Below are 23,784 nucleotides of genomic sequence, written 5' to 3' on the forward strand. Positions count from 1 at the left end.
ATGGCCATCCGCGGTCCCAGACTCGAATTTTCCGTCGGCGCCTTCCTGTTGCTGGCGCTGGCCTCGCTGCTGGTGCTTGCCGTGGCGTCCACCAACCAACGCTGGGGCTTCGGCAGCGACGGTTACGAACTCAAGGCACGCTTCACCCAGATCGGCCAGCTGCGCAAGCAGGCGCCGGTCAAGATCGGCGGCGTGGTGGTCGGCCAGGTCGGCGCGATCGAACTGGACCCGACTCGCTTCGACTCCATCGTGACGCTGAAGCTGGACCCGAAGTTCAAGGATCTGCCGGGCGACACGTCCGCCGGCATCTTCACCAGCGGTCTGCTCGGCGAAAGCTATATCGGACTGCAGCCGGGCGGTGACCCGGAGGTGCTCAAATCCGGCGACGAGATCGTCTTCACCCAGCCGGCCGTGGACCTGATCCAGATGGTCGGCAAGTACATGTTCAGCGGTCCGGGCAACACCGGTGCCGCTTCCCAGGAAGCTCCCGGCGCAGCCGCGCCGGCAACGGAACCGCAGAAATGAAAAAGACCCTGATCCCGGCCCTGCTCGCCTCGGCCCTGCTTGCCTCCCTGCCCTCGCTGTCGTTTGCCCAGGCAGCACCCGCCGCTCCGGCCGCCGCCGCGCAGGGCCAGGCCGGCAAGGTCGTGCTCGACGCCAGCACCCGCATCCTGAACACCCTGCAGCAGCGCCGGGCGGAATTCGGCAAGAACCCGACCGCACTGCGCAGCTACATCGACAGCGAGCTCAACCGCACCTTCGACCGCGACTATGCGGCGCGCCTGGTGCTGGGCGCCAATGCGCGCGGCGCCTCCGACGCCGACGTGAAGCTGTTTGCCGACGCCATGGCCGACAACCTGATGCAGCGGTATGGCTCGGCCCTGCTCACCATCCAGGGCAAGCCCAGCTTCCGCCTCAAGGGCGAGCAGCCGCTGCCGGGCAACCGCGGCGTCAAGGTGTCCACCGAGCTGCTGCGCGCCGGCAGTGAGTCCACCCCCGTCGACTACATGATGCGAAACGTCAACGGCCAGTGGAAGATCTTCGACGTGAACATCGAAGGCATTTCCTACGTGCAGACCTTCCGTACCCAGTTCGATGCCCCGCTTCGCCAGAAGGGCATCCAGGAAGTGGCCAAGGAACTGCGTGGCGGTACCCTGCAGGCCGGGCCGGGCGGCAATGGCAAGTAACGCCACCGTGCAGATCGACGGTCCGCGCGCCTGCTTCACCGGCGTGCTCGACCGCGAGGCGGTGGTGGCGCTGTGGCCGCAGCTGAAGGCGCTGCCACGCACCGTGACGGCGCTGGAGCTGGGCGCGGTGACGCGGCTGGACAGCGCCGGCCTGGCGTTGCTGGCCGAACTGGCCGCGCTCGCCCGCACGGACGGGCGTACGCTGGTGCTCAACGGCTCGCCTGCCGGTTTCAACGAACTCAGCGCCGCCTATCGGCTGGCGCCGTCCCTGGATTTCACTGCCCCTACTGCCGCGAGCTGACATGAACGTCATACGCACCGCCTCCTTCCTCCTGCTGGCCCTGGCGCTGAGCGCCTGTGCGGCCAAGCCGGCCCGCGACAGCGCGCCCGCCAGCGTCGCCGTGGCAGCCGAGGCCGCACCGCCCGCCGACCCCACGGCAACCGCTGCCACGCCCGCTGACACCGCCACGCCCGTGGCCGGCGCAGAGGCCGCGCAGGGTGCCACTGCGGCACCGACCGCCGGCAATGGCGTCGCACCGACCGGTGCGGAGGATGACTTCGCCGCGTTGTACGGCGGTCCGGCACCGACCGCCGAGGGCGCCGAACCGGGCCGCTCGCCGTACGATCCGTGGGAAGGCTTCAACCGCCGCGTGCACGCGTTCAACGACGTGGTCGACCGCGCCGTGGCACGACCGCTGGCGACGGCCTACACCAAGGTGGTGCCGCGCGTGGCACGTACCGGCGTGACCAACTTCTTCAGCAACCTGCGTGCACCGGTCACCATCACCAACCAGCTGCTGCAGGGTCGCCCCGGCGATGCCTGGGACAGCCTGGGCCGGTTCGTCATGAACTCCACGCTGGGCGTGGGCGGTCTGTTCGATCCGGCCAGCCGCGCGCTGGTGCCGCGCCGCAGTGAGGACTTCGGCCAGACCCTGGGTGCCTGGGGCTGGCGCAGCTCGCGTTACGTGGAACTGCCGTTCTTCGGCCCGCGTACCGTGCGTGATGTGTTCGGCCTGGCCGGCGACATCCCGCTGTCGCCGATCCGCACGATCGAGGAAGACAAGATCCGCATCACCCTGCAGGGCCTGCAGCTGGTGGACATGCGCTCGCAGCTGATGGCACTGGACGATATCCGCGACAACGCCGTGGACGAGTACGCGCTGACCCGCGACGCCTGGCTGCAGCGCCGCAACTACCAGATCCAGAACGACCTGCGCGGCAAGCGCGAACGCGGTCGGAACGACGACGATGACGCACCGATCCCGGTCGATGCGATGCCGATGCCGAACTGGGGCAATTGAGCCCCCTCGGCAGGACCAACAAAAAACCCCGCCTCGGCGGGGTTTTTTGTTGCCCGGCATCGCGCCACCACCAGGCGGTGGCGCGTGCCCCCTTACAGCTGCTTGTCCAGGCTGAGCTGCACCCCGTGGTCGCGGTCGTCGCCGCTGCCGACCAGCCCGCGGTAGTCCACGCGCAGGCCCCAATCGCGCCCGAAGTCGAACATCACCCCGGCACCCAGCATCCAGCGGTTGCGGTCGAAGCCATCCAGCGTGGTGCGGTAGAACGGCAGCCCGACGAGATCGGCGTACTGCATCGTGGCGGTGCCACTGCCGCTGAAGTCGTGCTGGTACTCCACCCGCAGCTGCGGCGTCCAGGCACCCCACGCGGCGCTGTTGCGCGTCTCGATGCGCAGGCCCGCATTGCCGGTGCTGGTGTCCACGTCCTGGTCGCCGTAGCGCAGGGCGAACAGGTCGCTGCCCTGCTCGACATACCGGTCGAGCGTGCCGCGCGACGCGTCCAGTCGCGCGTACGGCGTGAACTGCCAGCTGCCACGGGCCAGGTCCGCGCCCACCGAGAGCGAACCGAACCACTGGCTGCCATCCCGGCGGGCATGCACGAAGCTGCCGTCGCTGGTCACATAGCGGCGCAGGTCGTAGTCCAGCAGCTGGTGACCCAGCAGCGCATCCACGAACAGATGCTGGCCGGGGCTGTAGCTGCCGTACAAGGCCAGCGTGAAGGCCTGGCCATCACTGCGGCTGCCGTTCTCGCCCACGTCGGTGCGGTCGCGGCCATAGCCCACGCCGACGCCGAGGGCGAGGTCTTCACCCACCTGCAGGTCGCTGCCGAGGGTGACGCCATCGGTGTTGAAGTCACCGCCGGCGCTCGAACGCCCGTTGGTCCGGCCGCTGCGGATCGTGCCGCCTACCCAGAACCCGAGCGGTGCCTGCGAGCCCGCGCCTGCCGCGGCCGGTGCATCCAGCCCCGGTTCCCGGTCGAACGGTTGGCGACGCTGCGCATCGCAATCGCTGCCGGGCAGGCTGCCCACCGCCGGATCGCAGCGCTGCGGCCCATAGGCCAGGCCCAGGTTGTTGCTGAAGCCGTTGTTGCGGCTGGCGCCATGCAGGCGCTGCATGCGCTGCTGGACGTTCTCGATCTGCGAGCTGGCGAAGCGCCGCGCGGCGTCGGCCTGCGCCGACAGCAGCCCACGCACTTCCGGGTCGCGGGTCGGATCGGGTCGCTGGGTGACCTGCACCGTGTAGTCGTGCGTGCCGGTGAAGCCCAGTGCATCGGTGGCGGTGACGGTGAAGGCGAACCCACCGGCTGCGCTGGGCGTGCCGGTAAGCGCGCCGGATGCGGCCAGCACCAGGCCGCCGGGCAGCGCGCCGGTGGTCACCGCGTAGGTGTACGGCGCGGTGCCACCACTGGTGGAGAGCTGCTGCTGGTAGGCATTGGCGAACACACCGGCCGGCAGGGTCGCCGGCGTCAGCGTCAGCACCGGGGCGGCCACGCTGAGGGTGTAGGCCTGGGTCACGCTGGCCGGGGTGCCGGTGGTGCTGTCGGTGGCGGTCACGCTGAAGGCAACCGTGCCCACAGCAGTGGGCGTCCCCGACAGGCGACCGGTGGTGGCATCCAGTGCCAGGCCCGCCGGCAGGGTGCCGGTGGTGAGGGCGAAGGCATACGGCGCCACGCCGCCGCCGGCAGCGAAGGCCACCTGGTAGGCACTGCCCGCCGTGGTCGGGGTCAGGGTGCCGGCGGCCGGGGTCAGGCTCAGGGTCGGCGTGGCCACCTGCAGGGTGTAGTTCTGTACCACGCTGGCCGCCGTACCGGTCGTGCTGTCGGTGACGGTGACGGTCAACGCGAAGCTGCCCGCCTGGGTCGGAATGCCGGACACCACGCCGGTGGTTGTGTCGAAGGCCACACCGCTCGGCAGCGTGCCGGTCAACGCGTAGCTGTAAGGCGCGATGCCCCCGCTGGTGCTGATCGCCTGCTGGTAGGCCGTGCCGGCCGTGGCCGCCGGCAGGGTCGCCGGGGTCACCACGAGGGTCGGGCTGGTCACGCTGAGCGCGAAGCCCTGGCTGGTAGTGAACGGACCGGTGCCGGTACTGCTGTCGGTCGCCGAGGCCTGCAGGTTGAAGCTGCCTGCCTGGGTCGGGGTACCGCTGACGGTGATGCTGTCGGCGGTGCTGGCGGTGATCGACAGGCCGGCCGGCAGGTTGGTCACCTGGTAGCCGCTGTAAGGGGCTGCGCCACCGGACCAGCTGAAGGTCTGGCTGTAGGTCGCCCCGGCCACGGCAGAGAGCACGCCGGCAGCGCTGACGGTGATGGCCGGGCTGCCCACCGCCACGGTGACCGTGGCCGGCGCGGACGTACCGGTGCCGTTGCTGGCGGTGTAAGTGAAGCTGTCGCTGCCGGCGAAGCCTGCCGTCGGCTGGTAACTGATCGACGTCGGGCCGGTCACCGTCGCGGTGCCGTGCAACGGGGCGGTGCCAATGGCAACCGCACTGGCCGCCCCGCCCGACAGCGCCAGCGTCACCGGCCCGGCCGGCGCACCGTAGGCCACCGACGTGCTGACGTTGCCGGCCACCGGCAGGCCGTCGGCCACGGTGATCGCCATCGCGCTGCTGACCGAGTACGGCGCGCCGACGCCGGTGCTGCTGTCGGTGGCGGTGACCGTGAAGTTGAACGTGCCCAGCGTGGTCGGTGTGCCGCTGATCGTCCCGCTGGCAGCCAGCGACAGGCCCGGCGGCACCGCGCCGCCGGTGACGGCATAGCTGTACGGCGCGGTGCCGCCGCTCGCGGGCTCCACGGTGGCGGTGTAGGCCTGCGCAAGGGTGGCGCCGGGCAGCGGCGGTGCGGGCAGCAGCAGCGTGGGGGCCCCCACCGCCAATACGTAGGTCTGGGAAGCGGTGTACGGACCTGGTGCTGCGCTGGTGTCGATGGCGGTGATGGTGAAGGCGTAGGAACCCGTTGCCGTGGGCACGCCGCTCAACGTGCCACCCGTGCTCAGGTACAAGCCGCTGGGCAATGCGCCGGCCGTAATCGTATAGATGTAGCTGCCGCTGCCACCGGTCGAGGTGATGGTCTGGATGTAGGGCACGCCAATGCCCGGCGCCGGCAGCGTCGTGGGTGCCACGGTGACCGGCTGGTCATCGTTGAGCACGGTCACGATGCCTTGGGCGTCGGCAAGGGTGGCGTTGACCGGCCCGCTCAGATTGACCGCGAAGGTCTCGTCGGCCTCCGGCGTGGTGTCGCCGTTGACGGTCACCGAGAGGGTCTGCGTGGTCGTGCCCGGCGCGAAGGTCAGCGTGCCGCTGGCGGCGAGATAGTCGGTGGGAGCGACGGCGCTGGCATTGGCAGTGGCGTAGTTGACCGTCACCGTCTGCCCACTGGCCGCCGACAGCGTCACCGTCAGCGTGGCGGTGACCGCGCCGGTGTTGCCTTCGGTCACCGAGGTGTCATTGATCGACAGCGACGGCAGTGCATCGTCGTTGACGATCGTTCCGACGCCCTGCGCGTCGGCGACCGTCGCGCCGGTCACGCTGCTGACGTTGACGACGAAGGTTTCGTTGGGCTCGTTGAACGTATCGCCGTTGACCTGCACGGTAAAGGTCGCGCTGCTGCTGCCGGCCGGAATGGTCTGCCCGCTCAGCGCCTGGGCGACATAGTCGCTGCCGGCGGTGGCGGTGCCATTGGCCGTGGCGATGTTGAAGCTGACGCCGGCCGGGCCCGCCGGCGCGTTGAGCGACACAGTGAAGGTGAACGCCGTGGTGCCGCTGTCGCCTTCATTGAGGCTGACGTCATTGATGCTCAACGCCGGCTGGTCGTCATCCAGGATCGTGCCGGTCGCACTTGCCGGTGCACCGACGGCATAGCCGGCGCCTGCAGCAAGCGTCAGCACTACGGTCTCATTGGCTTCCACGGTGCTGTCGGCCGTGGGCGTGACGGTGATCGTACCGGTGGTGGCCCCCGCCGCGATCGACAGCGGCGAGGTCACGGCCGCGTAATCGGTGCCGTTGGTGGCGGTACCGCCCACGGTATAGGCGACCGACAGCGGCACCAGGCTCGCCTGGTCCAGGGTGACGGTGAAGACCAGCGGGGTGCCGCTGTCTTCGTTGACCGAGGGCGGGGACACCGAGATCGACGCGCTGGGCACGTCATCGTTGAGGATCGTGCCGGTGGCGCTCGCCGGCGCACCCACCGTGTAGCCCGTGCCGGCAGCGACGGTGAGGATGACCGTCTCATTGGCTTCCACGGTGGCATCCGCGGTCGGGTTGATGGTGACCGTGGCGGTGGTGGCGCCCGAGGGAATGCTCACCGTCGCGACCCCACCGGTGTAATCCACGCCGCTGGTCGCGGTGCCGGCGGTGGTCAGGGTGACGACGGTCGGCGAAGACAGGTTGAGGCTGCGGGTGACGGTGTAGACCAGGTTGGTCGCCCCGTCCTCGCTGACGCTGGCCGGCGCCACGGCGATGCTGACGGTGGGTGCCGCACTGACGGTGAGGGTGAAGGGCTCCACCTCGAAATACGTGCCGGTGCCGGTGCTGCTGTCGGTCACGCGGAAGTTGACCGGGTAGCTGCCGGGGGCAACCGAAGTGGTCCCGCTGATCACAGCGCCGCTCAGGGTCAGGCCGGCCGGAAGCGTGCTGGCTTCCAACGCGTAGAGGTAGGGTGCAACGCCGCCGGTCGCGGTCAGTGTGTGCGAGAACGCCACGCCCTGGATGGCCGTGGCAGCGGCCGGGGACAGGCTCAGGCTGGGGTTTTGCACGGAGCCGCTGTAGGTCTTGTCGGCCGTGGCGCTGGTACTGTCGGTCGCGCGAACGGTGAAGCTGAAGCTGCCACGCTGCGTGGGCGTGCCACCGATGACGCCCGCATTGAGGGTGAGGCCCGGCGGGAGGGTGCCGGCAAACAACGCGAAACTGTACGGCCCGATGCCGCCGCTGGCGCTGAGCGTCTGCGACACCGGGGTGCCGGCGGTCAATGCCAGGCTGGCCGGGGCGACCACGATCGAGGAATTGGCCGGGGTGATGGTCACCGTGACCCGGACGGTGTCGCCGTCGGTGTCGGAAAATTCGAAGACATCGCTGGTGTCCGCGCCGGCGTCGTGACCGTAGTCGACGAACCAGCTGGTGCCGGCGATGCGCAGGTTCGCGCTGCCGTGCGCCGGGACCAGCGGACCGTCGACCGGACCGCCGCCCGCCAACGCGATGTCGGCAGCGCAGTCGGTGACGTCGATGGCGACCGTGCCGCCGTTGCCGACGGTGCCGCTCTGCGCTGGGCAGAGGACCGAGGTGTGTGCGGCCCAGGCGGCGGCCGGCCAGCACAGCGCGGCAAACAGCAGGACGAACACAGTGGCGAGAAGACGCGCGGTACGCGCGTGCCGGGTACGGAATGCCATGACCTTTCCCCCTTGGAAAGAATCCACCTGATGCAGAACACCATCGAGGTGCGCGTCCCGTGCCGGCTGCCCCGGAGGCATGGTGCCCCCGTCGTTCCCTGACGTCGCCAGCGGCAGGCATTCCACGCCTCCCCCCCTTTTCCGGCCATTGGAACAGAGTCGGCGAGGCGAAGGAAGGGGCGTGCCGGGGGCAGGACTTGTGAACAGCCTGAATGCCGTTCAGAGTAGGTACGCGTCAGTCCGGCGCCGCGCTCAGCATCCAAGGAGGATCAGATGAGCGAATACTTTGTCGGCCAGATCATGATGGCCGGGTTCAATTTTGCGCCGAAGTCGTTCGCGCAATGCAACGGGCAGGTGCTGCCTGTCAGCCAGAACCAGGCCCTGTTTTCGCTGTTGGGCGTGCAGTACGGCGGCAATGGCGTGACCACCTTCAATCTTCCTGACCTGCGCGGGCGCACGCCTGTCGCATATGGCCCATCCGTCGATGCGTCCTGGCAGCCGCCACAGGTACAGATTGGCCAGCCTGGCGGTACCGAGAACGTGACCCTGTTGCCCACGCAGCTGCCTTCACACGGGCACCAGGTGGTTGGCGTCTCCGCTGCCGGCGACAACCGCAATCCCACCGGACGCACCTTCGCCGGCGGCGGGGCCACCAAGCTGTACGCCAACCAGGGTGGAACGCTGGTGGCACAGGCGCCGCAGTCGGTCGCCCCGGCGGGGAACACATTGCCGCATCCGAACATGCAGCCCTACACCACGCTCAACTTCTGCATCGCGCTGCAGGGCGTTTTCCCCAGCCGCGGTTGACTCACAAGGAGCACGACCAGATGAGCACACCTTTCGTCGGCGAAATCCGCATGTTCGGGTTCAGCCGGGTTCCCAATGGATGGCTTCCCTGCAACGGGGCATTGGCCTCGATCGCCGAATACGACGTGCTGTACACGCTGCTCGGCACGACCTTTGGCGGTGATGGGCAGAGTACCTTCGGCGTGCCGGACCTGCGGGGCCGCGTGCCACTGCACACGGGCCAGGGTCCTGGGCTCAGCAATCGCGTGATGGGGATGGTGTCCGGAACCGAATCGGTCACGTTGACCCTGCCGCAGATGCCTGCCCACACCCACGCGCTGGCGGTGACCACGGCGGCAGCGACGCTGGAAACGCCGACCGCGACCGCCCTGCCCGGCGCCGTCAGCGGCGAGACCTTCTACGTCACCGACATCAACGGAGCCAGCCCCCTGGCGATGGAAGACTCGGCCGTGACCGTCACCGGTGGTAACCAGGCGCATGAGAACTGCATGCCCACGCTGACGGTGCAGTACTGCATTGCCGCATTCGGCGTCTATCCGTCGCAGAGCTGATCCTTCCTTCGTTTCGCGCAGAGAACCGACATGACCGAACCTTTCATCGGACAGATTCAACCGTTCGGCTTCAACTTCGCCCCGGTCAACTGGGCGTTCTGCAATGGCGCCACGCTGGGCATCCAGCAGTACACGGCGTTGTTTTCGCTGCTCGGCATCCAGTACGGCGGCAACGGCAGCACCACCTTCCAGCTGCCCAACTTCAGCGCGCGCGCTGCCGGCGGGCCGGGCACCGGCGTCGGGCTGAGCCCGCGTGCGGTCGGTGAGACGTTCGGCGTTGCCCAGGTCACCGTGACGTCCGCGGAGATGCCGGCCCATCGGCACACGCTCACCGCGTTCGCCCAGACCGACACCACCAAGCGCAGTGGTGCACCCGTCGCCGGCGGGGGTCTGTCACTGCCCGGGTCCAATGCCGTCAAGCCGTTCAGCAACGCGCCGCCGAATGCACCGCTATCGCCGACCATGCTGCTGCCCAGCAGCGGCAGCAACCAGCCACATTCCAACCAGCAGCCGTACCTGGCGGTGAACTTCTGCATTGCCCTGCAAGGCGAATTCCCGTCCTTCAGTTGATGTTGCCCGACGCGCTGCCGCCGTTCCCCGTTGAACGGCGTCCGGCGCTGGCCGCAGTTGCCGCCAGTGCCGGGTGGCAATGGCGCGCGCTGCATCAAGGTGATCTGCCGTGGCTGGCAGCGTTGTATGCCAGCACCCGCGAAGAAGAGCTTCGCCAGGTACCCTGGCCCGAGGCGAACAAGCAGCAGTTCCTGATGCAGCAGTTCATCGCGCAGCACCGGCACTACCTTGCCAGGCACGCTGGCGCCCACTACCTGGCCATTGTGCGGGACGGGCAGCCGGTGGGGCGCTTCTACATCGACGAGGACGGCACCGATGATCTGATCGTGGACATCAGCCTGATGCCGTCATGGCGTGGCCGCGGCATCGGCGCGGCGGTGATTGGCTGCCAACAGCAGGCCTCGGCAGCGCGCGGCCGTGGGTTGACGCTGCACGTGATGCAGCACAACCACGCTGCGTTCCGGCTGTACCAGCGGATGGGCTTTGTCGCTACCGCGGCCGCTGCAGGTGAGCTGTACCTGCCCATGCGCTGGCAGGCGGCATCGGTTCCTGTCAGTTGAATACGGCCTGGTAGAGGAAGCCGGCACGTTCCTGCGCGATCGGTACCAGGAAGATGCCCACCTCCCCCACCCGTGCATGGCGCATCGGAAAGATCTGCTGCGGGAACACGATGGCGGCGGCATTGCGGAACAGCAGCGAGAAGGGCGCGCGCGCCGCGTCCGGGTGGGCCGCCAGCGGCCGCGCCTCGACCAGCACGAACTCCATCTGCATGCCATCGAACTCGGCAGCGAACGTCTCGTTCACGCAGCCAGCGAAGTGTTCAAGCGTCAACAGTTCCATGTCCCGTTCCCCGGTCGCGCACCGCGGGCGTTGCGGCAGTGGACATCCTCGCTGCATCGCGCGGCGCGCACAAGCGCCACGCAATGCAACGCACCGGAATCAGGCCGCCAGTGCGGCGTCGATCGCGGCGATCACGCGGGCGTCGTCGGCCGGCACGTCCGGGGCGAAGCGGGCGATGACCTGGCCGTCGCGGCCGATCAGGAACTTCTCGAAGTTCCACAGGACCGCCGGGGCCGGGTTGACGGCCAGGTCGGGGTACTTGGCTTCCAGACCGTGCAGCTTCTCGCGCATCGGGCCTTCGCCGGTGGCGGCCGGCTGGGCCTGGGTGAGCTGCTGGTACAGCGGGTGAATGTCATCGCCCGCCACGCTGATCTTGGCGAACATCGGGAAGCTGACGTTGTATTCCAGCTGGCAGAACTGCTGGATCTCCGCTTCGCTGCCCGGCTCCTGCGCCAGGAAGTTGTTGGCCGGGAAACCCAGCACTTCCAGGCCGGCGGCCTGCTTGTCGGCGTACAGCGCCTGCAGGCCTTCGTACTGCTTGGTCAGGCCGCACTTGGAGGCAACGTTGACCACCAGCAGGACCTTGCCGCGGTAATCGGCCAGCGAACTGCCCTGGCCTTCAATGGTGGAAACGGGAATGTCGTAGACGGTCTGGCTCACGGGTGATCCTGTGTGGTTGAAGAAGGGAAAATCAATCGACGCAGATCGTGCCCTGCACCACGCCGTTGTCGATGCGCTGGCGGCAACCGAAGTTCTGGCTGACATCGCGCTGGCAGACGCCGCTGGCCTTGGCACCCACCACGCGCTCAGCGTCGCCCTGCGCCAGGCACTGCCCGCTGCAGTCGGCCTTCGCGCTGCAGGTCTTGCCGGCGTCGGCATAGGGGACCACGCACTGCACGCGCTGCAGCCGGCCCAGCGGCTTCAGTTCGCCACCGGCGGCGGTGCAGGTGGCCGCGTCGGTCGGCGTCTGCGCCGTTGCGGTGGGGGTCGCGGCATCGGTGCCGGAGGGAGTGCTGGTGCAGCCCGCGAGGGCCAGCAGCAGCGACAGCGTCAACATCAGGCGCATCGGTTCAATCCTGGTTTGAAGGGGGGACAGCAGCGTAGCGGCTGCCGGCACAGCATCGGTGATCGCCTGCATGCAGTGTGTCTGCACGACGTTTCACTCCGGCGCGGTCGTGGTGTCTTCCGCGGCCGGTTCGTCGTCGTCGCCGGCCGCGTCGCCCAGCAGCAGATCGGTCTGCTCGCTGCCCAGCGTTTCCACGCCACGCAGCCGGCGCTCGATGGTGCGCGTCTTGCGGCTGGCCTCACCCAGGCTGCGGCCAACCGTGCTGATCTGCTTTTCGGCCTTCTCCAGGATGCCGGCGAACTTGCCGAACTCGCTCTTCACCGCGCCCAGCAGGCTCCACACTTCGCTGGAGCGCTGCTCGATGGCCAGCGTGCGGAAGCCCATCTGCAGGCTGTTGAGCAGCGCGGTGACGGTGGTCGGTCCGGCCACCACCACGCGGTGCTCGCGCTGCAGCACATCGACCAGGCCGGGGCGCCGGATCACTTCGGCATACAGGCCCTCGGTAGGCAGGAACATCACCGCGAAATCGGTGGTATGTGGCGGCGCGATGTACTTGTCGCTGATCGACCTGGCCTGGATCCGGATCGCGCGCTCCAGCTGCGCGCCCTGCACGCGAACGCCGTCCGCATCACCCTGCTCCTGCGCGTCGAGCAGGCGCTCGTAATCTTCGCGCGGGAACTTGGAGTCGATCGGCAACCACACCGGGGTGTCCTCATGACCGCGACCCGGCAGACGCACTGCGATATCGACCATCTCGCCGCTGTCGGGCCGCACCTTCACCCCACGCGCGTACTGCTCCTGGGTGAGGGTCTGTTCGAGAATGTTGTCCAGCTGCACTTCGCCCCAGCTGCCGCGGTTCTTGACGTTGGTCAGCACGCGCTTGAGGTCGCCCACGCCGGTGGCCAGCTGCTGCATTTCGCCGAGGCCGCGCTGCACCTGTTCCAGGCGGTCGGAGACCAGCTGGAACGACGCACCCAGGCGCGCTTCCAGGGTGGTCTGCAGCTTTTCGTCCACGGTGACCCGCATCTGGTCGAGCTTCTGGGCGTTGTCGGCCTGCAGGTTCTGCAGCTGCTGCTCGAGCGTTGCGCGCATCTCGCCGATGCGCTGTTCGTTGCGCTGGGTCAGCTCCTGCAGGCGCAGGCCCAGCGATTCGCCGAGGCGCTGCTGCGATTGGCCGGTTTCCTCGCGGCCCAGGCGTGCGTCCTCGGCCAACGCCTGGCGCAGTGCGGCCATGTGCGCGTCGGTGCGGGTAGCGAGGTCCTGCTGCTGCTGGCCGAAGGCGTCGAGCTGCGCGCGCATATCGTGCAGGCGCTGCCCAAGCAGCTCGCCGGTGCGCTGTTGGGCCAGTGCGCTTTCCTCGCGCGACTTGCGCGCGTCTTCGCCCAGCGCATCGCGCAGCAGGTCCAGGCGCTGGTCGGTGCGCGTAGAGAGATCGGTCAGCGCGCGCGCGAAGGTCTCCAGCCGCGCGTCCTGCTGGCGGCCGAGTCCTTCGAGCTGTTCGCGCAGTTCGCTGCGCCCCACGCGCGCTTCCTCGCGCAGGGTCTGTTCAAGGCCGCCATGGCCGGAACGCCGCAGCAGGGCGACCAGCTGCAGGACAAGGACGGCCAGCAGCAGGCCGCCGAAGATCAGGAATTCGGTTTGCATGGTGCAAGTGTAGGCCGCCCGGGTCTCATTGGCTGCGTCCCGGTGTGACCCTGCATGCAGAACCGCGCGCCCTCAGAAGCCTTCCAGCACCACCTTGCCCATCGCGCGGTGGCTTTCGATGTGCGCGTGCGCGCGACGCAGATTGGCCGCGTCGATGCGGCCATGGTTCTCGCCCAGCGTGGTGCGCAGCACGCCGCCGTCGACCAGCTCGGCCACCCGGTTGAGCAGCACGTGCTGCTGCTGCAGGTCCGGCGTGCCGAAGCTGGAGCGGGTGAACATCGATTCCCAGTGCAGCGACAGGCTCTTGCGCTTGAGCGCCATCACATCGAGCTGGCCCGGGTCGTCGATCAGCGCGAGCTGGCCCTGCGGCGCCAGCGCGGCAACGATCTGCGTGTAGTGCTGGTCGGTGTGGGTGAGGCTGGCCACGTGGTCCACGCTCCCGATCCCGATCCGGGCCAGGCCCTCGGTCAGCGGCTGGCTGTGGTCGATGACGTGGTGGGCGCCCAACGCATACACCCAGTCCTGGGTATCCGGTCGCGAGGCGGTGCCGATTACGGTCAGTCGGGTCAGCTGGCGCGCCAGCTGCACCAGGATCGAACCCACCCCGCCGGCGGCCCCGATCACCAGCAGGGTCTGGCCTTCGCCACCGCCCTCGGCGATGCGCAGGCGGTCGAACAGCAGTTCCCACGCGGTGATGGCGGTCAGCGGCAGCGCCGCGGCCGCAGCATCGTCCAGGCTGGCCGGTTTGCGCCCGACGATGCGCTCGTCCACCAGCTGGTACTCGGCATTGCTGCCCGGGCGGTTGATGTCGCCGGCGTAGAAGACCGCGTCGCCGGGCTGGAACAGGCTCACGTCGCTGCCCACCGCGTCGACAATGCCCACCGCGTCCCAGCCCAGCACGCGCGGGGCGTCGACGGCCACGCCACGGCGCACCTTGGTATCGACCGGATTGACCGAGATCGCCCGCACCTGCACCCGCAGGTCGCGGGGGCCCGGGGTGGGCACCGGCAGGGTGATGTCGACCAGAGCGGTCGGATCGGTGATCGGCAGGCCGTGCTGGGTATAGGCGATGGCTTTCATGGCGAAATCCTTGAGGGAGGCGCTCAGGGTCGCCTGCCCGCTCCCTGCCGGAAAGGCGCAGAATGCAGCAGCACTTTCACTCCGGGAATGAAGATGGTCCGCTTCGAGGATCTGGCCCTGTTCGTCCGCACGGCCGCGCTGGGCAGCTTCTCCAGTGCCGCGCGCGAAGCCGACCTGCTGCCCGGCCAGGTGGCGGCGGCGGTGGCCCGGTTGGAACGCGAGCTGGACCTGCGCCTGTTCGTGCGCTCCACCCGCAGCCTGCGCCTGACCGCCGAGGGCGTGCTCTACCTGCCTTACGCGCGGGACATGCTGGCCACCCTGCACGAAGGCGAGGCGCGCGTCCGCGGCGAAGACGCCGAGCTGCGCGGGGTGCTGCAGGTGGCGGCGCCGTCGGACCTGGGCCGCAACGTGCTGCTGCCGTGGCTGACGGAGTTCCGCGCCGCCCATCCCAGGCTGCAGCTGCGCCTGCTGCTGTCTGACCAGGTGGCCGATGTGTTCCGCGACCCGGTGGACGTCGCCTTCCGGCTGGGCCGCTTCGACACCGCCAGCTATGTGGCCCTGCCGCTGCTGCCGGGCAACCGCCGGGTGCTGGTGGCCGCACCGTCGTACCTGGCCCGGCATGGCGCCCCTGACCACCTGGAGGCGCTGAAGGACCACCCGTGCCTGCTCTACCAGCTGGCCGGGCGGCCCTACGACCGCTGGAGCTTCGAGCAGGACGGCCGGCGCGTGGTGGTGCCGGTGCGCGGCCCGCTGGTCTGCGATGACGCCGACGTGGTGCGGCGCTGGGCGGTGGCGGGCGAAGGCATCGTGTTCAAGTCGTGGCTGGACGTCTGCGAGGACGTGCGCGACGGCCGCCTGCAGGTGCTGCTGGATGGCGCCGGCGACAGCCTGCCGTTGAACCTGGTGTGCCCGCACCGCAAGCAGTTCTCGCCGGCGATCCGCCAGCTGCATGCGCTGTGCGTCCAGCGCCTGCACCCCATGCTGGCCGATCTGCCGGGACGTGCGCTGTAGCGCTGTCGGCACCGGGCCGGGTAGCCGACAATGGCGGCCCCCCGTATTCGAGTGACCGCCATGCCGTGGATGGGCATCCAGGACCTGTGGACCTTTGTCGCTGCCGTGCTGGTGTTCCTGGCGCTGCCGGGTCCCGGCACGTTCACCCTGCTCACCGCGACGGGACGCGGCGGGGTACGCGGCGGCTATACCGCTCTGTTCGGGCTGCTGCTCGGCGACCAGATCCTGATGTGGCTGGCGGTGGCCGGCGTGGCCGCCCTGCTCAAGGCCAACCCGCTGGTCTTCCACGCGGTGCAGTACCTGGGTGCGGCCTACCTGGTCTGGGTGGGCATCGGCCTGTTGCGCCCGCCGCGCGCTCCGGGCGAGGAAGGCGGCATCCGCCTCGCGCCGGGGCACTACTTCCGACAGGCCGTGCTGATCAGCCTGCTCAATCCCAAGGCCATCATCTTCTACATGGCCTTCCTGCCGCTGTTCATCGACCCGGCGCGCCACCAGGGCGTGGTGACCTTCGCGACCATGGCGGTGCTGATCTTCGTGCTGAGCCTGGCCTACTGCTCGATGCTGATCGGGGCGGGCAACCTGCTGCGCCGCCGGATCATCCAGCATCCGCGTGTCGGCCTCTGGCTGAAGCGCGTGGCGGGCGTCTTCCTGATCGGTTTCGGGGTGAGGCTGGGACTGAGCGGCTGACGTCGCGCAGCCACGCAGGGCGTGGCTCTACGCGGGGGACGGCGCGGGTGCGCGTGGCATTCAACCGGATGGAACGCATCGGCGGTAGAGCCACGCCCTGCGTGGCTGAACAACCGGTGCGGTCAATGTGTGCCGGATTCGTCAAACCCGATTGTTTGAAATGATCTTCAGGGGATTCACGACGCCCGGCAGTAGTAATGCTGCGCCGCGTTCGGTCACACTCCGGACCTTGTCGATACCAGTCATCACGTGAGGTCCCATGTCATCGTTGCTACGGCGCAAGTCGCTGGATTCCGTCACTGTCCATGAAGCCGGCAGGCAGCTGGTACGCACGCTGAGCTGGCCGCACCTGATCGCCCTGGGCATCGGTGCCATCGTCGGTACCGGCATCTACACGCTGATCGGCGTGGGCGCGAACCTGGCCGGTCCGGCGGTGCTGATCTCCTTCGCCATCGCCGGCGCGGTGTGTGCCTGCGCGGCGCTGTCCTATGCCGAACTGGCCACGATGATGCCGGCCGCCGGCAGTGCCTACACCTACAGTTACGCCGCACTCGGCGAGATGGTGGCCTGGGTGGTGGGCTGGAGCCTGATCCTGGAGTACTCGCTGGTGGTCAGCACGGTGGCGGTGGGGTGGTCCGGCTACGCGGTCGGCTTCCTGCAGGGCTGGGGCGTGGAGCTGCCGTTGATGCTGACCGCCGGGCCGCACGTGGCCGGCGGCTTCATCAACCTGCCCGCCGTGATCATCACCTTCGTGGTTGCCGCCATGCTGATGGCCGGCACCAAGGAAAGCGCGACCCTCAACGCGGTACTGGTGATAGTCAAGATCGTCGCCCTGACCGTGTTCGTGGTCATCGCCCTGCCCCACTTCGATACCGCGCACATGGACCCGTTCATGCCGTTCGGCTTCGCCAAGACACTGGGCGCCGATGGCGTTGAACGCGGCGTCATGGCTGCGGCGGCGATCATCTTCTTCGCGTTCTACGGCTTCGATGCGATCTCCACCGCGGCCGAGGAAACCAAGAAGCCGGACCGCGACCTGGCGATCGGCATCATCGGTTCGATGGTGGGCTGCACCATCATCTATGTGCTGGTGGCGCTGGCCGCTGTCGGCGCGATGAGCTACACCATCTTCGGCCAGAGCGCCGAGCCGCTGGCGCTGATCCTGCGCGAGCTGGGCAGCCCCGGCGCGGCCAAGTGGATCGGTGCGGCGGCGGTGATCGCCCTGCCGACCGTGCTGCTGGCCTTCCTGTACGGGCAGAGCCGCATCTTCTTCGTCATGTCGCGCGACGGCCTGTTGCCGCGTGGCCTGTCCAAGGTCAGCGCGCGTACCGGTACCCCGGTGGTCACCACCCTGTTCACCGCCGTGCTGGTGGCCGCACTCGCCGGCGTGGCACGCCTGGACGAGATTGCAGCCCTGGCCAACGCCGGCACGCTGGCCGCGTTCACGGCCGTGGGCCTGTGCCTGGTGGTGCTGCGCAAGCGCGAGCCGAACCGGGTGCGCAAGTTCCGCACGCCGCTGGCCTACATCGTCGGCCCGTTGGCGGCCATCGGCTGCGTGTATCTGTTCTTCAGCCTGCCGAGCAAGACCCAGTTGTACTTCCTGGGCTGGAACATCCTGGGCCTGATCGCGTACTTCGCGTACGGCCGTCGCAACGCGGTGCTGGGCCGCTGAGGTGCGTGGTACCGACCAACGGTCGGTACCGACCTCTGGCGTGTGCCGGCCAACGGTCGGTGCCTGCCTCTGGCGTGTGCCGGCAAACCGATGCGGGAACCGGTAGCGCACGACCGTTGGTCGTGCGGGTTCACCGATCGGCGTAGGCCTGCGCCTGCTGCATGACCCGCAGCAGGTTGCCACCCCAGATGTTGGCGATCTGCTGTTCGCTGTAGCCCTTGCGCAGCAGCCACGCGGTGATCTTCGGCAGCTGGCTGACATCCTGCAGGTCGGTCAGGCCGCCACCGCCGTCCCAGTCCAGGCCGATGCCCACGTGCTCGGGGCCGACCACGGCCAGGATGTGGTCGACGTGCGCCAGGAAGTCATCCAACGTCGCGTGGCGCAGCGGCAGACGCGTATCGAGCTCCGCCAGCCCCTGCTTCAGCGCCGCGCCCTGGGCGATGCTCAGGTCATCGTAGTCGGCGCCGATCTGCTTCATCAGCGCCTCTTCGGCCTGCTTGCGCGCGTCGGTCTCGCCGATGTCGATCAGGTAGCCACCGTAAGCGTTGACCTGGATCACGCCGCCGGCCTTCGCCAGCTGCTTCAGGCGTGCATCGTCCAGATTGCGCGGATGGTCGTAGATCGCCTTGGCCGAGCTGTGCGACAGCACGAACGGCACCGGCATCCGTTTGATCAGGTCATCGAAGACCGCGTCGGATGCGTGCGACTGGTCGATCACGATGCCCAGCCGCACCGCCTCGTCCACCAGCGCCTTGCCGGCCGGGCTCAGGCCCTTCCACTCGGCGCCCTTCTTGTCGGTGGCCGAATCGGCGAACTCGTTGTTGGCGAAGTGCACGGTGCTGAGCAGCCGCAATCCGGCCAGGTGGTAGAAGCTGAGCAGCGACGGATCGTCCACCAGCGGGCTGGCGTTCTCCATGCTGATGTAGACCACGCGCTTGCCGGCGGCCTTGATCTTCGCGGCATCAGCCGCGGTCAGCGCAAGCTGGAAGGTGTCCGGATGCGCGGCCAGCATCTCGCGGATCTCCATCAAGCGCAGCAGGCCTGCATCGCGGTCGTGCTGGTGCGCGCCGGGACTGCGGTCGCCCTGATCGGTGTAGATCGCCCAGAAGCCGCCGTCCAGCGCGCCCTCGCGCATGCGCGGCAGATCCACCTGCGACAACGCGTTGTGGTCGTGCCGCTGGAGGATGTCGAACCCTTCGCGATGGAAGTTGGCCGGCGTATCCAGGTGGCTGTCGAGGGTGAGCAGCTTCTTCTGCAGCGTGGTCGCGCGCGCCAGCTCCTGCGCGGTGAACTCGATGGCATGGGCGGGCAACGGCGCGCACAGCGCCAGCGACACCAGCAGGGACAGACTGCGCAACGTCATGACGCCTCTCTTTGGTTGGGTTGTCGTTCGTCGTAGAGCCACGCCCTGCGTGGCTGGGCTTCGATGCGTTCCGTGCAGCCACGCAGGGCGTGGCTCTACGGCGGGTCACGCGTGCCGGGCGAAGCCCGGTACGCGGTCAATCCAGAACGCGGCAGAACACGGCCTTGAGGTAACGCGATTCCTGCACGTGGGCCATGAACGGGTGATCCGGACCGGCACCGGAGACCTTGAGGATCTGGATGGTGCGGCCGGAATAGAACGACGCCCGACGCAGCATGTCCAGGAACTGGTCCTCGGCCACCAGGCCGGTGCACGAGAACGTGGCGAACAGGCCGCCCGGCTTGACCACGCCCAGCGCCAGCTTGTTCATGTCCAGGTATTTCTTCAGCGCGCTGATCACCTGGTCGCGGTCGCGGGTCATCTTGGCCGGATCCAGGATCACCACGTCGTACTGCTCGCCGCGGTTGGCCGCATCGCGCAGCCACGGGAAGACGTCGGACTGGATGTACTTCGGGCGCACGTTGTTGAGGCGCGAGTTGCCCTTGGCGATGTTGATCACGTCTTCGTCGATGTCGATGCCGACCACCTCCGACGCACCGCGCACGGCGGCATACACCGCGAAGCCACCGGTGTTGCAGCACAGGTCGAGCACGCTCTTGCCTTCCACCTGCTGGCTGAGCCACTCGCGGTTTTCGCGCTGGTCGGCGAAGAAGCCGGTCTTGTGCGCACCGGCCGGGTCGGCGCGGAACTTCACGCCGTACTCGGTGATCACCGCCGCTTCGGTGGTGGTGTTGCCGTGGAAGTCGAAGCTTTCCTGCTTCTGCACGTGTTCGTCGGCGAAGCTGTGGAAACGGCAGCCCGGGAACTGCTCGCGCAGCGCCTCGTAGATCCATTCGCGGTGGCGGAACATGCCGGCGGCGAAGAACTCGACCACCACCAGGTCCGCATAGCGGTCCACCACCAGGCCGGACAGGCCGTCGCCTTCGCTGTGCACCACGCGCCAGGCATCCGACACGGCGTCCAGCTTGAGCACGTCACGGCGCAGCGACACCGCCTGGGCGATCTTCCGCGAGAACCAGCCGGCGTCCACGGGGACGCTCTGATCGGTTTCCAGGATGCGGACGGCAATGCGCGAATGGCCATTGTAGAAACCACGACCGATCCACTCCCCATCCACGCCGATCACGTCGACGATGGCACCGGGCTTGGGCCGCACGGCAGGCTTTTCGACCAGTTTCTGGAAGATCCACGGGTGGCTGGAGCGCCAGGCATTCTTGAGGCGGACTACGGGAGTGGGGACAGTATTCATCTGCCTATTGTAAACGGGCGCCGCGGCCCGGCAGACCGGGGATTTGACGCCAGCCCATTCAGCCCGCAGAATCGGCCGCAGAAGGGGAGTAGCTCCCAGACGTTGTCGCCGTCAATTCGAGCCCGCAGGCTCCGGTGCAACGGCAGTCCCACCCGGTGGGACTGCGAGCGAGACCTTCGCCGTATGGCGAAGCTCTGTCCCCGGATCCCCTCCGATCCTCCGTTGCAGATCCTCGCCGTCCGGCTTGAGGCATTTCATTCATTCAACGGACAAACTCATGCAGACGATCGGTAATTTATGGTTGTGGGGCGGCTTCGGCGCGGTGGTGATCATCGCGCTGCTGGTCGATCTGGTGCTCATGCGCCACGGCGGCCCGCACAAGGTGACCTTCAAGGAGGCCCTGTGGTGGTCGATCGGCTGGGTCGCCCTGGCCCTGGCCTTCAACGGTGGCCTCTGGTACTACCTGAACGAGACCGCCGGCCAGGTGGTGGCCAACAAGGTGGGCCTGGAGTTCCTGACCGGTTACCTGGTCGAGAAAGCCCTGGCGGTGGACAACATCTTCGTGTTCCTGATGATCATGGGCTACTTCGCGGTGCCCGAGGAACAGCGGCAGAAGGTGCTGATCATCGGCATCCTGGGCGCTATCGTGCTGCGTACGATCATGATCTTCGCCGGCAGCGTGCTGCTGACCAAGTTCCACTGGCTGCTCTACGTGTTCGGTGCGTTCCTGCTCTTCACCGGCTGGAAGATGTGGTTCTCGGCCGGCCAGGAGCCGGACCTGGAAGCCAACCCTGCCCTGCGCTGGATGCGTAAGCACCTGCGCCTGCTGCCGGATTACGCCGGCAATGCCATGAGCGTGATGCGCGACGGCAAGCGCTGGTACACCCCGCTGTTCGTGGTGCTGATCCTGATCGCGGTGACCGACGTGATCTTCGCGGTGGACAGCATCCCGGCCATCTTCGCCATCACCACCGACCCGTTCATCGTGCTCACCTCGAACGTGTTCGCGGTGCTGGGCCTGCGTGCCATGTTCTTCCTGCTGGCCGGCATGGCCGACCGCTTCCACCTGCTGCCGTACGGCCTGGCCCTGGTGCTGGCCTTCATCGGCGCCAAGATGATGCTGATCGACATCTTCAAGATCCCCACCCCGATCTCGCTGGGTGTGGTGGCGCTGATCATTGCGGCCACCGTGGTGCTGAGCCTGAAGAACCCGCCGAAAGAAGGCGGTCACGCCTGACCTGCATGCCGCCGGCGGGATTGTCCCGCCGGCGGCACTACTCTCTCCCGCCGCGTTGCCCTTGTGTTCAGGCTGATGCGACGCAATTCCTGTGGGTATGAACGCCAACCTGCCCCTGCCTGCCGGCGAGCCGCCGGTCTCTCCCCGTACCGACCGTGGTCGTGTGATGCGGGCGTTCAACCTGAGCCTGGCGTTCGTGCTGGTGCTGGTGGCGATCTTCACCGCCCAGGGTCACTTCGATTGGCGGCCATGGGCCGTGGCGCCGCTGGACAAGGCCGGCCTGCTCGGCATTCTCGGCGCGCCGCTGCTGCACGGTTCGGTCCAGCACCTGGGCGCGAACAGCATTGCCCTGCTGATCCTCGGCACCCTGGCCGGCAGCGTCTATCCGAAGGCCACCGCGCGCGCGCTTCCCTTGTTGTGGATCGGGTCCGGGTTGGGCGCGTGGTTGCTGGGCGACATCGGCAGCCGTCACCTGGGTGCCAGTGGCATCACCCATGGCCTGATGTTCCTGGTGTTCGTGCTCGGCCTGCTGCGACGCGACCGTGCCGCCATCGCGGCCGGGCTGATCGGGTTCCTGTTCTACGGCAGCATGCTGATCACCATCCTCCCGCACGAGCCGGGCGTGTCCTGGCAATCGCACATGGGCGGCGCGCTGGCCGGTATCGTCAGTGCGCTGCTGTTCCGCCTCTCGGACCCGATGGCACCGCGCAAACGCTACAGCTGGGAGGATGAGGAAGAAGACGACCTCGAGGTCCGCCGCGACGGCGACCTGGAACCGCCTTCCCCGCACCGCGTGCCGGTGCTGTGGCAGCCGCGCGAGGGGCAGGACTTCGTGGTGCTGCCGTTCCGCAGGCCTGACGAACGCTGACTCACTGCGCAGACCCGCATGGCGTGTCCCTACGCGGCCGACATCGTAGCGCCACGCCATGCGTGTCGCACGTACCCCGCGGACCTGGCCGCCAAACCGGCACCCCCCATCAACGCTGACCTGCTGGCCGGCCCACGCATCAGTTGCCGGCAGTCGCCGGCCCATCCACCGCCTGCCGCCCCAACGCCGGATCGTCGGTGAAGAACGCATCGATCCCGGTTGCCAGGTAGGCGCGCATCTCGGCCACCGAGCCCTCGGCATTGCGCGCATTGGCCTCGCCCTTGCGGAACTCGGCGGCCTGGAACGGATTTTCCGGGCGGAACGTATACGGCACCACCATCAAGCCGACCGCATGCGCATCGCGCACCAGCGACGTCGGCGTGCCGAGGCGGCCATTGGCATCCAAGGGGATCACCATGCGCAGGCTGGGACCGATACCGTCGGCATACCCGGCAATCTGGTCCAGCCCGGCCGGAGTGATCATGTCCGCGTAGCGTTGGCTGCCCTTGGCCGCGAGCACGTCGCCCAGCTGCTGCTTCGGGTCACCCAGCAGCTGCAGCAGGCGGATGTTGCTGTCACGGCCGAGCTTGGCGCGCAGGTAGCGCAGGTTGCCCACCTCGAAGGACTGGATGGTCACCGGGGCCACCTTGGTATACGGGTTGGCCTGCAGGGCCGTGACCAGCACGTCCTCCATCGGCAGGCCGATTCCCTTGAAGTAGGTGCCGTGCTTGATCTCCGGCACCAGCCCGATGCCGCGGTTGGCGCGGCCGGCCTGCTGCACGACGAAGGCGATGATCTCGTCGAGCGTGGCGATGCGGAACTGGCCGTCATAGGCGGTGCTGCGCAGCTGTGGCAGGCGCTCGCGGGCGTACAGCGTCTTCAGCTCGGCCAGGGTGAAGTCTTCGGTGAACCAGCCCTCGACGCGCTCGCCATCAATGGTTTTGGTGGTCTTGCGGCTGGCGAACTCGGGGTGGGCGGCGACGTCGGTGGTGCCGCTGATCTCGTTCTCGTGCCGCGACACCATCACCCCATCCCTGGTCATCACCAGATCGGGTTCGATGTAGTCGGCGCCATCGGCAATGGCTTGCGCGTAGGCGGCCAGGGTGTGCTCGGGCAACAGCGCGCTGGCCCCGCGATGGCCATACACCGCCGCCTTGCGCGGCGCGGGAGGGGAAGATTCGGCACTCATGGCCACCGATGGTGCCACGGCCAGCGA

Annotated in this window: 22 protein-coding genes; 13 read left to right on the forward strand and 9 right to left on the reverse strand. The window is 68.2% G+C overall.

Going from position 1 to position 23,784, the window contains the following annotated elements; all coding sequences use genetic code 11:
• From mlaD to AC3ITN_RS19595, 4 genes are read left to right on the forward strand one after another with little or no spacing between them, the layout of a single operon-like run.
• Positions 1-525, forward strand: a complete 525-nt coding sequence (gene mlaD, locus AC3ITN_RS19580; protein ID WP_313344993.1) for an outer membrane lipid asymmetry maintenance protein MlaD — start codon at positions 1-3, stop codon at positions 523-525.
• A complete protein-coding gene (locus AC3ITN_RS19585; RefSeq protein ID WP_489391604.1) occupies positions 522-1,187 on the forward strand; it encodes an MlaC/ttg2D family ABC transporter substrate-binding protein in 666 nt (221 codons plus the stop codon). Before mlaD ends, AC3ITN_RS19585 begins: the two co-directional genes overlap by 4 nt.
• Positions 1,177-1,488 carry an STAS domain-containing protein gene (locus AC3ITN_RS19590; RefSeq protein WP_489391605.1) on the forward strand — a complete coding sequence of 104 codons (312 nt, stop codon included), beginning with the start codon at positions 1,177-1,179 and terminating at the stop codon, positions 1,486-1,488. Before AC3ITN_RS19585 ends, AC3ITN_RS19590 begins: the two co-directional genes overlap by 11 nt.
• 1 nt (position 1,489) lies before the next feature.
• Entirely contained in the window at positions 1,490-2,488 is a 999-nt protein-coding gene (locus AC3ITN_RS19595) for an MlaA family lipoprotein (protein WP_489391606.1), read from the forward strand.
• Between the two features lie 92 nt (positions 2,489-2,580).
• Here AC3ITN_RS19595 and AC3ITN_RS19600 read toward each other — a convergent pair whose 3' ends face one another.
• Complete coding sequence (locus tag AC3ITN_RS19600) at positions 2,581-7,863, reverse strand: putative Ig domain-containing protein (RefSeq protein ID WP_489391607.1); 5,283 nt, start codon at positions 7,861-7,863, stop codon at positions 2,581-2,583.
• A 273-nt stretch (positions 7,864-8,136) separates the two neighbouring features.
• On the opposite strand from AC3ITN_RS19600, the gene AC3ITN_RS19605 reads away from it, so the two are divergent.
• Genes AC3ITN_RS19605 through AC3ITN_RS19620 form a run of 4 tightly spaced genes read left to right on the forward strand, consistent with a single transcriptional unit; the run spans position 8,137 to position 10,351 of the window.
• Positions 8,137-8,670, forward strand: a complete 534-nt coding sequence (locus tag AC3ITN_RS19605; RefSeq protein ID WP_489391608.1) for a phage tail protein — start codon at positions 8,137-8,139, stop codon at positions 8,668-8,670.
• 20 nt (positions 8,671-8,690) lie between these two features.
• Entirely contained in the window at positions 8,691-9,221 is a 531-nt protein-coding gene (locus AC3ITN_RS19610; protein ID WP_489391609.1) for a phage tail protein, read from the forward strand.
• A 30-nt stretch (positions 9,222-9,251) separates the two neighbouring features.
• Entirely contained in the window at positions 9,252-9,791 is a 540-nt protein-coding gene (locus AC3ITN_RS19615) for a phage tail protein (protein WP_489391610.1), read from the forward strand.
• On the forward strand, positions 9,791-10,351 hold the full coding sequence (locus AC3ITN_RS19620) for a GNAT family N-acetyltransferase (RefSeq protein WP_489391611.1): 561 nt from the start codon (positions 9,791-9,793) through the stop codon (positions 10,349-10,351). Before AC3ITN_RS19615 ends, AC3ITN_RS19620 begins: the two co-directional genes overlap by 1 nt.
• Here the strand turns inward: AC3ITN_RS19620 and AC3ITN_RS19625 are convergent.
• The 5 genes from AC3ITN_RS19625 to AC3ITN_RS19645 all read right to left on the reverse strand — a co-directional run bounded on the left by AC3ITN_RS19625 (position 10,344) and on the right by AC3ITN_RS19645 (position 14,421).
• Entirely contained in the window at positions 10,344-10,631 is a 288-nt protein-coding gene (locus AC3ITN_RS19625; RefSeq protein ID WP_489391612.1) for a DUF6916 family protein, read from the reverse strand. The genes AC3ITN_RS19620 and AC3ITN_RS19625 overlap by 8 nt on opposite strands.
• 99 nt (positions 10,632-10,730) lie before the next feature.
• Positions 10,731-11,291, reverse strand: a complete 561-nt coding sequence (locus tag AC3ITN_RS19630) for a glutathione peroxidase (protein ID WP_489391613.1) — start codon at positions 11,289-11,291, stop codon at positions 10,731-10,733.
• Positions 11,292-11,322: 31 nt separating this feature from the next.
• Entirely contained in the window at positions 11,323-11,697 is a 375-nt protein-coding gene (locus AC3ITN_RS19635) for a hypothetical protein (protein WP_489391614.1), read from the reverse strand.
• 93 nt (positions 11,698-11,790) lie between these two features.
• A complete protein-coding gene (locus AC3ITN_RS19640) occupies positions 11,791-13,341 on the reverse strand; it encodes a DNA recombination protein RmuC (protein ID WP_489391615.1) in 1,551 nt (516 codons plus the stop codon).
• 72 nt (positions 13,342-13,413) lie between these two features.
• A complete protein-coding gene (locus AC3ITN_RS19645; protein WP_489391616.1) occupies positions 13,414-14,421 on the reverse strand; it encodes a zinc-binding alcohol dehydrogenase family protein in 1,008 nt (335 codons plus the stop codon).
• A gap of 87 nt (positions 14,422-14,508) precedes the next feature.
• Between AC3ITN_RS19645 and AC3ITN_RS19650 the strand changes: the two genes are divergently transcribed.
• From AC3ITN_RS19650 to AC3ITN_RS19660, 3 genes are all read left to right on the forward strand, one after another.
• Positions 14,509-15,432: a LysR family transcriptional regulator gene (locus AC3ITN_RS19650; RefSeq protein WP_489391617.1), complete on the forward strand. Its 924-nt coding sequence runs from the start codon at positions 14,509-14,511 to the stop codon at positions 15,430-15,432.
• Between the two features lie 60 nt (positions 15,433-15,492).
• Complete coding sequence (gene leuE, locus AC3ITN_RS19655) at positions 15,493-16,119, forward strand: leucine efflux protein LeuE (protein ID WP_313345254.1); 627 nt, start codon at positions 15,493-15,495, stop codon at positions 16,117-16,119.
• A gap of 259 nt (positions 16,120-16,378) precedes the next feature.
• On the forward strand, positions 16,379-17,791 hold the full coding sequence (locus AC3ITN_RS19660) for an amino acid permease (RefSeq protein ID WP_313345020.1): 1,413 nt from the start codon (positions 16,379-16,381) through the stop codon (positions 17,789-17,791).
• Between the two features lie 130 nt (positions 17,792-17,921).
• On the opposite strand, the gene AC3ITN_RS19665 is transcribed toward AC3ITN_RS19660, so the two are convergent.
• The gene (locus AC3ITN_RS19665; protein ID WP_489391618.1) at positions 17,922-19,154 is read right to left on the reverse strand and encodes a dipeptidase; all 1,233 of its coding nucleotides are present in this window, start codon (positions 19,152-19,154) and stop codon (positions 17,922-17,924) included.
• Positions 19,155-19,290: 136 nt separating this feature from the next.
• The gene (locus AC3ITN_RS19670) at positions 19,291-20,463 is read right to left on the reverse strand and encodes a class I SAM-dependent rRNA methyltransferase (protein ID WP_489391619.1); all 1,173 of its coding nucleotides are present in this window, start codon (positions 20,461-20,463) and stop codon (positions 19,291-19,293) included.
• A gap of 277 nt (positions 20,464-20,740) precedes the next feature.
• Here AC3ITN_RS19670 and AC3ITN_RS19675 point away from each other — a divergent pair, with 277 nt between their 5' ends.
• Both AC3ITN_RS19675 and AC3ITN_RS19680 read left to right on the forward strand, forming a co-directional pair.
• Complete coding sequence (locus AC3ITN_RS19675; RefSeq protein ID WP_313345028.1) at positions 20,741-21,700, forward strand: TerC family protein; 960 nt, start codon at positions 20,741-20,743, stop codon at positions 21,698-21,700.
• 97 nt (positions 21,701-21,797) lie between these two features.
• Positions 21,798-22,568, forward strand: coding sequence for a rhomboid family intramembrane serine protease (locus AC3ITN_RS19680; protein ID WP_489391620.1), 771 nt, complete (start codon positions 21,798-21,800; stop codon positions 22,566-22,568).
• A 139-nt stretch (positions 22,569-22,707) separates the two neighbouring features.
• Here AC3ITN_RS19680 and AC3ITN_RS19685 read toward each other — a convergent pair whose 3' ends face one another.
• The gene (locus tag AC3ITN_RS19685) at positions 22,708-23,757 is read right to left on the reverse strand and encodes a glycerophosphodiester phosphodiesterase (RefSeq protein WP_489392971.1); all 1,050 of its coding nucleotides are present in this window, start codon (positions 23,755-23,757) and stop codon (positions 22,708-22,710) included.
• Between the last annotated feature and the right edge of the window lie 27 nt (positions 23,758-23,784).

This window comes from Stenotrophomonas sp. KH_036_B (assembly GCF_057839485.1).

What these genes read in the sequence shown, in the direction of transcription:
- mlaD (WP_313344993.1), top strand. Translation starts at nt 1, where the DNA reads ATGGCCATCCGCGGTCCCAGACTCGAATTTTCCGTCGGCGCCTTCCTG.
- AC3ITN_RS19585 (WP_489391604.1), top strand. Translation starts at nt 522, where the DNA reads ATGAAAAAGACCCTGATCCCGGCCCTGCTCGCCTCGGCCCTGCTTGCC.
- AC3ITN_RS19590 (WP_489391605.1), top strand. Translation starts at nt 1,177, where the DNA reads ATGGCAAGTAACGCCACCGTGCAGATCGACGGTCCGCGCGCCTGCTTC.
- AC3ITN_RS19595 (WP_489391606.1), top strand. Translation starts at nt 1,490, where the DNA reads ATGAACGTCATACGCACCGCCTCCTTCCTCCTGCTGGCCCTGGCGCTG.
- AC3ITN_RS19600 (WP_489391607.1), bottom strand. Translation starts at nt 7,863, where the DNA reads ATGGCATTCCGTACCCGGCACGCGCGTACCGCGCGTCTTCTCGCCACT.
- AC3ITN_RS19605 (WP_489391608.1), top strand. Translation starts at nt 8,137, where the DNA reads ATGAGCGAATACTTTGTCGGCCAGATCATGATGGCCGGGTTCAATTTT.
- AC3ITN_RS19610 (WP_489391609.1), top strand. Translation starts at nt 8,691, where the DNA reads ATGAGCACACCTTTCGTCGGCGAAATCCGCATGTTCGGGTTCAGCCGG.
- AC3ITN_RS19615 (WP_489391610.1), top strand. Translation starts at nt 9,252, where the DNA reads ATGACCGAACCTTTCATCGGACAGATTCAACCGTTCGGCTTCAACTTC.
- AC3ITN_RS19620 (WP_489391611.1), top strand. Translation starts at nt 9,791, where the DNA reads ATGTTGCCCGACGCGCTGCCGCCGTTCCCCGTTGAACGGCGTCCGGCG.
- AC3ITN_RS19625 (WP_489391612.1), bottom strand. Translation starts at nt 10,631, where the DNA reads ATGGAACTGTTGACGCTTGAACACTTCGCTGGCTGCGTGAACGAGACG.
- AC3ITN_RS19635 (WP_489391614.1), bottom strand. Translation starts at nt 11,697, where the DNA reads ATGCGCCTGATGTTGACGCTGTCGCTGCTGCTGGCCCTCGCGGGCTGC.
- AC3ITN_RS19640 (WP_489391615.1), bottom strand. Translation starts at nt 13,341, where the DNA reads ATGCAAACCGAATTCCTGATCTTCGGCGGCCTGCTGCTGGCCGTCCTT.
- AC3ITN_RS19645 (WP_489391616.1), bottom strand. Translation starts at nt 14,421, where the DNA reads ATGAAAGCCATCGCCTATACCCAGCACGGCCTGCCGATCACCGATCCG.
- AC3ITN_RS19650 (WP_489391617.1), top strand. Translation starts at nt 14,509, where the DNA reads ATGAAGATGGTCCGCTTCGAGGATCTGGCCCTGTTCGTCCGCACGGCC.
- leuE (WP_313345254.1), top strand. Translation starts at nt 15,493, where the DNA reads ATGCCGTGGATGGGCATCCAGGACCTGTGGACCTTTGTCGCTGCCGTG.
- AC3ITN_RS19660 (WP_313345020.1), top strand. Translation starts at nt 16,379, where the DNA reads ATGTCATCGTTGCTACGGCGCAAGTCGCTGGATTCCGTCACTGTCCAT.
- AC3ITN_RS19665 (WP_489391618.1), bottom strand. Translation starts at nt 19,154, where the DNA reads ATGACGTTGCGCAGTCTGTCCCTGCTGGTGTCGCTGGCGCTGTGCGCG.
- AC3ITN_RS19670 (WP_489391619.1), bottom strand. Translation starts at nt 20,463, where the DNA reads ATGAATACTGTCCCCACTCCCGTAGTCCGCCTCAAGAATGCCTGGCGC.
- AC3ITN_RS19675 (WP_313345028.1), top strand. Translation starts at nt 20,741, where the DNA reads ATGCAGACGATCGGTAATTTATGGTTGTGGGGCGGCTTCGGCGCGGTG.
- AC3ITN_RS19680 (WP_489391620.1), top strand. Translation starts at nt 21,798, where the DNA reads ATGAACGCCAACCTGCCCCTGCCTGCCGGCGAGCCGCCGGTCTCTCCC.
- AC3ITN_RS19685 (WP_489392971.1), bottom strand. Translation starts at nt 23,757, where the DNA reads ATGAGTGCCGAATCTTCCCCTCCCGCGCCGCGCAAGGCGGCGGTGTAT.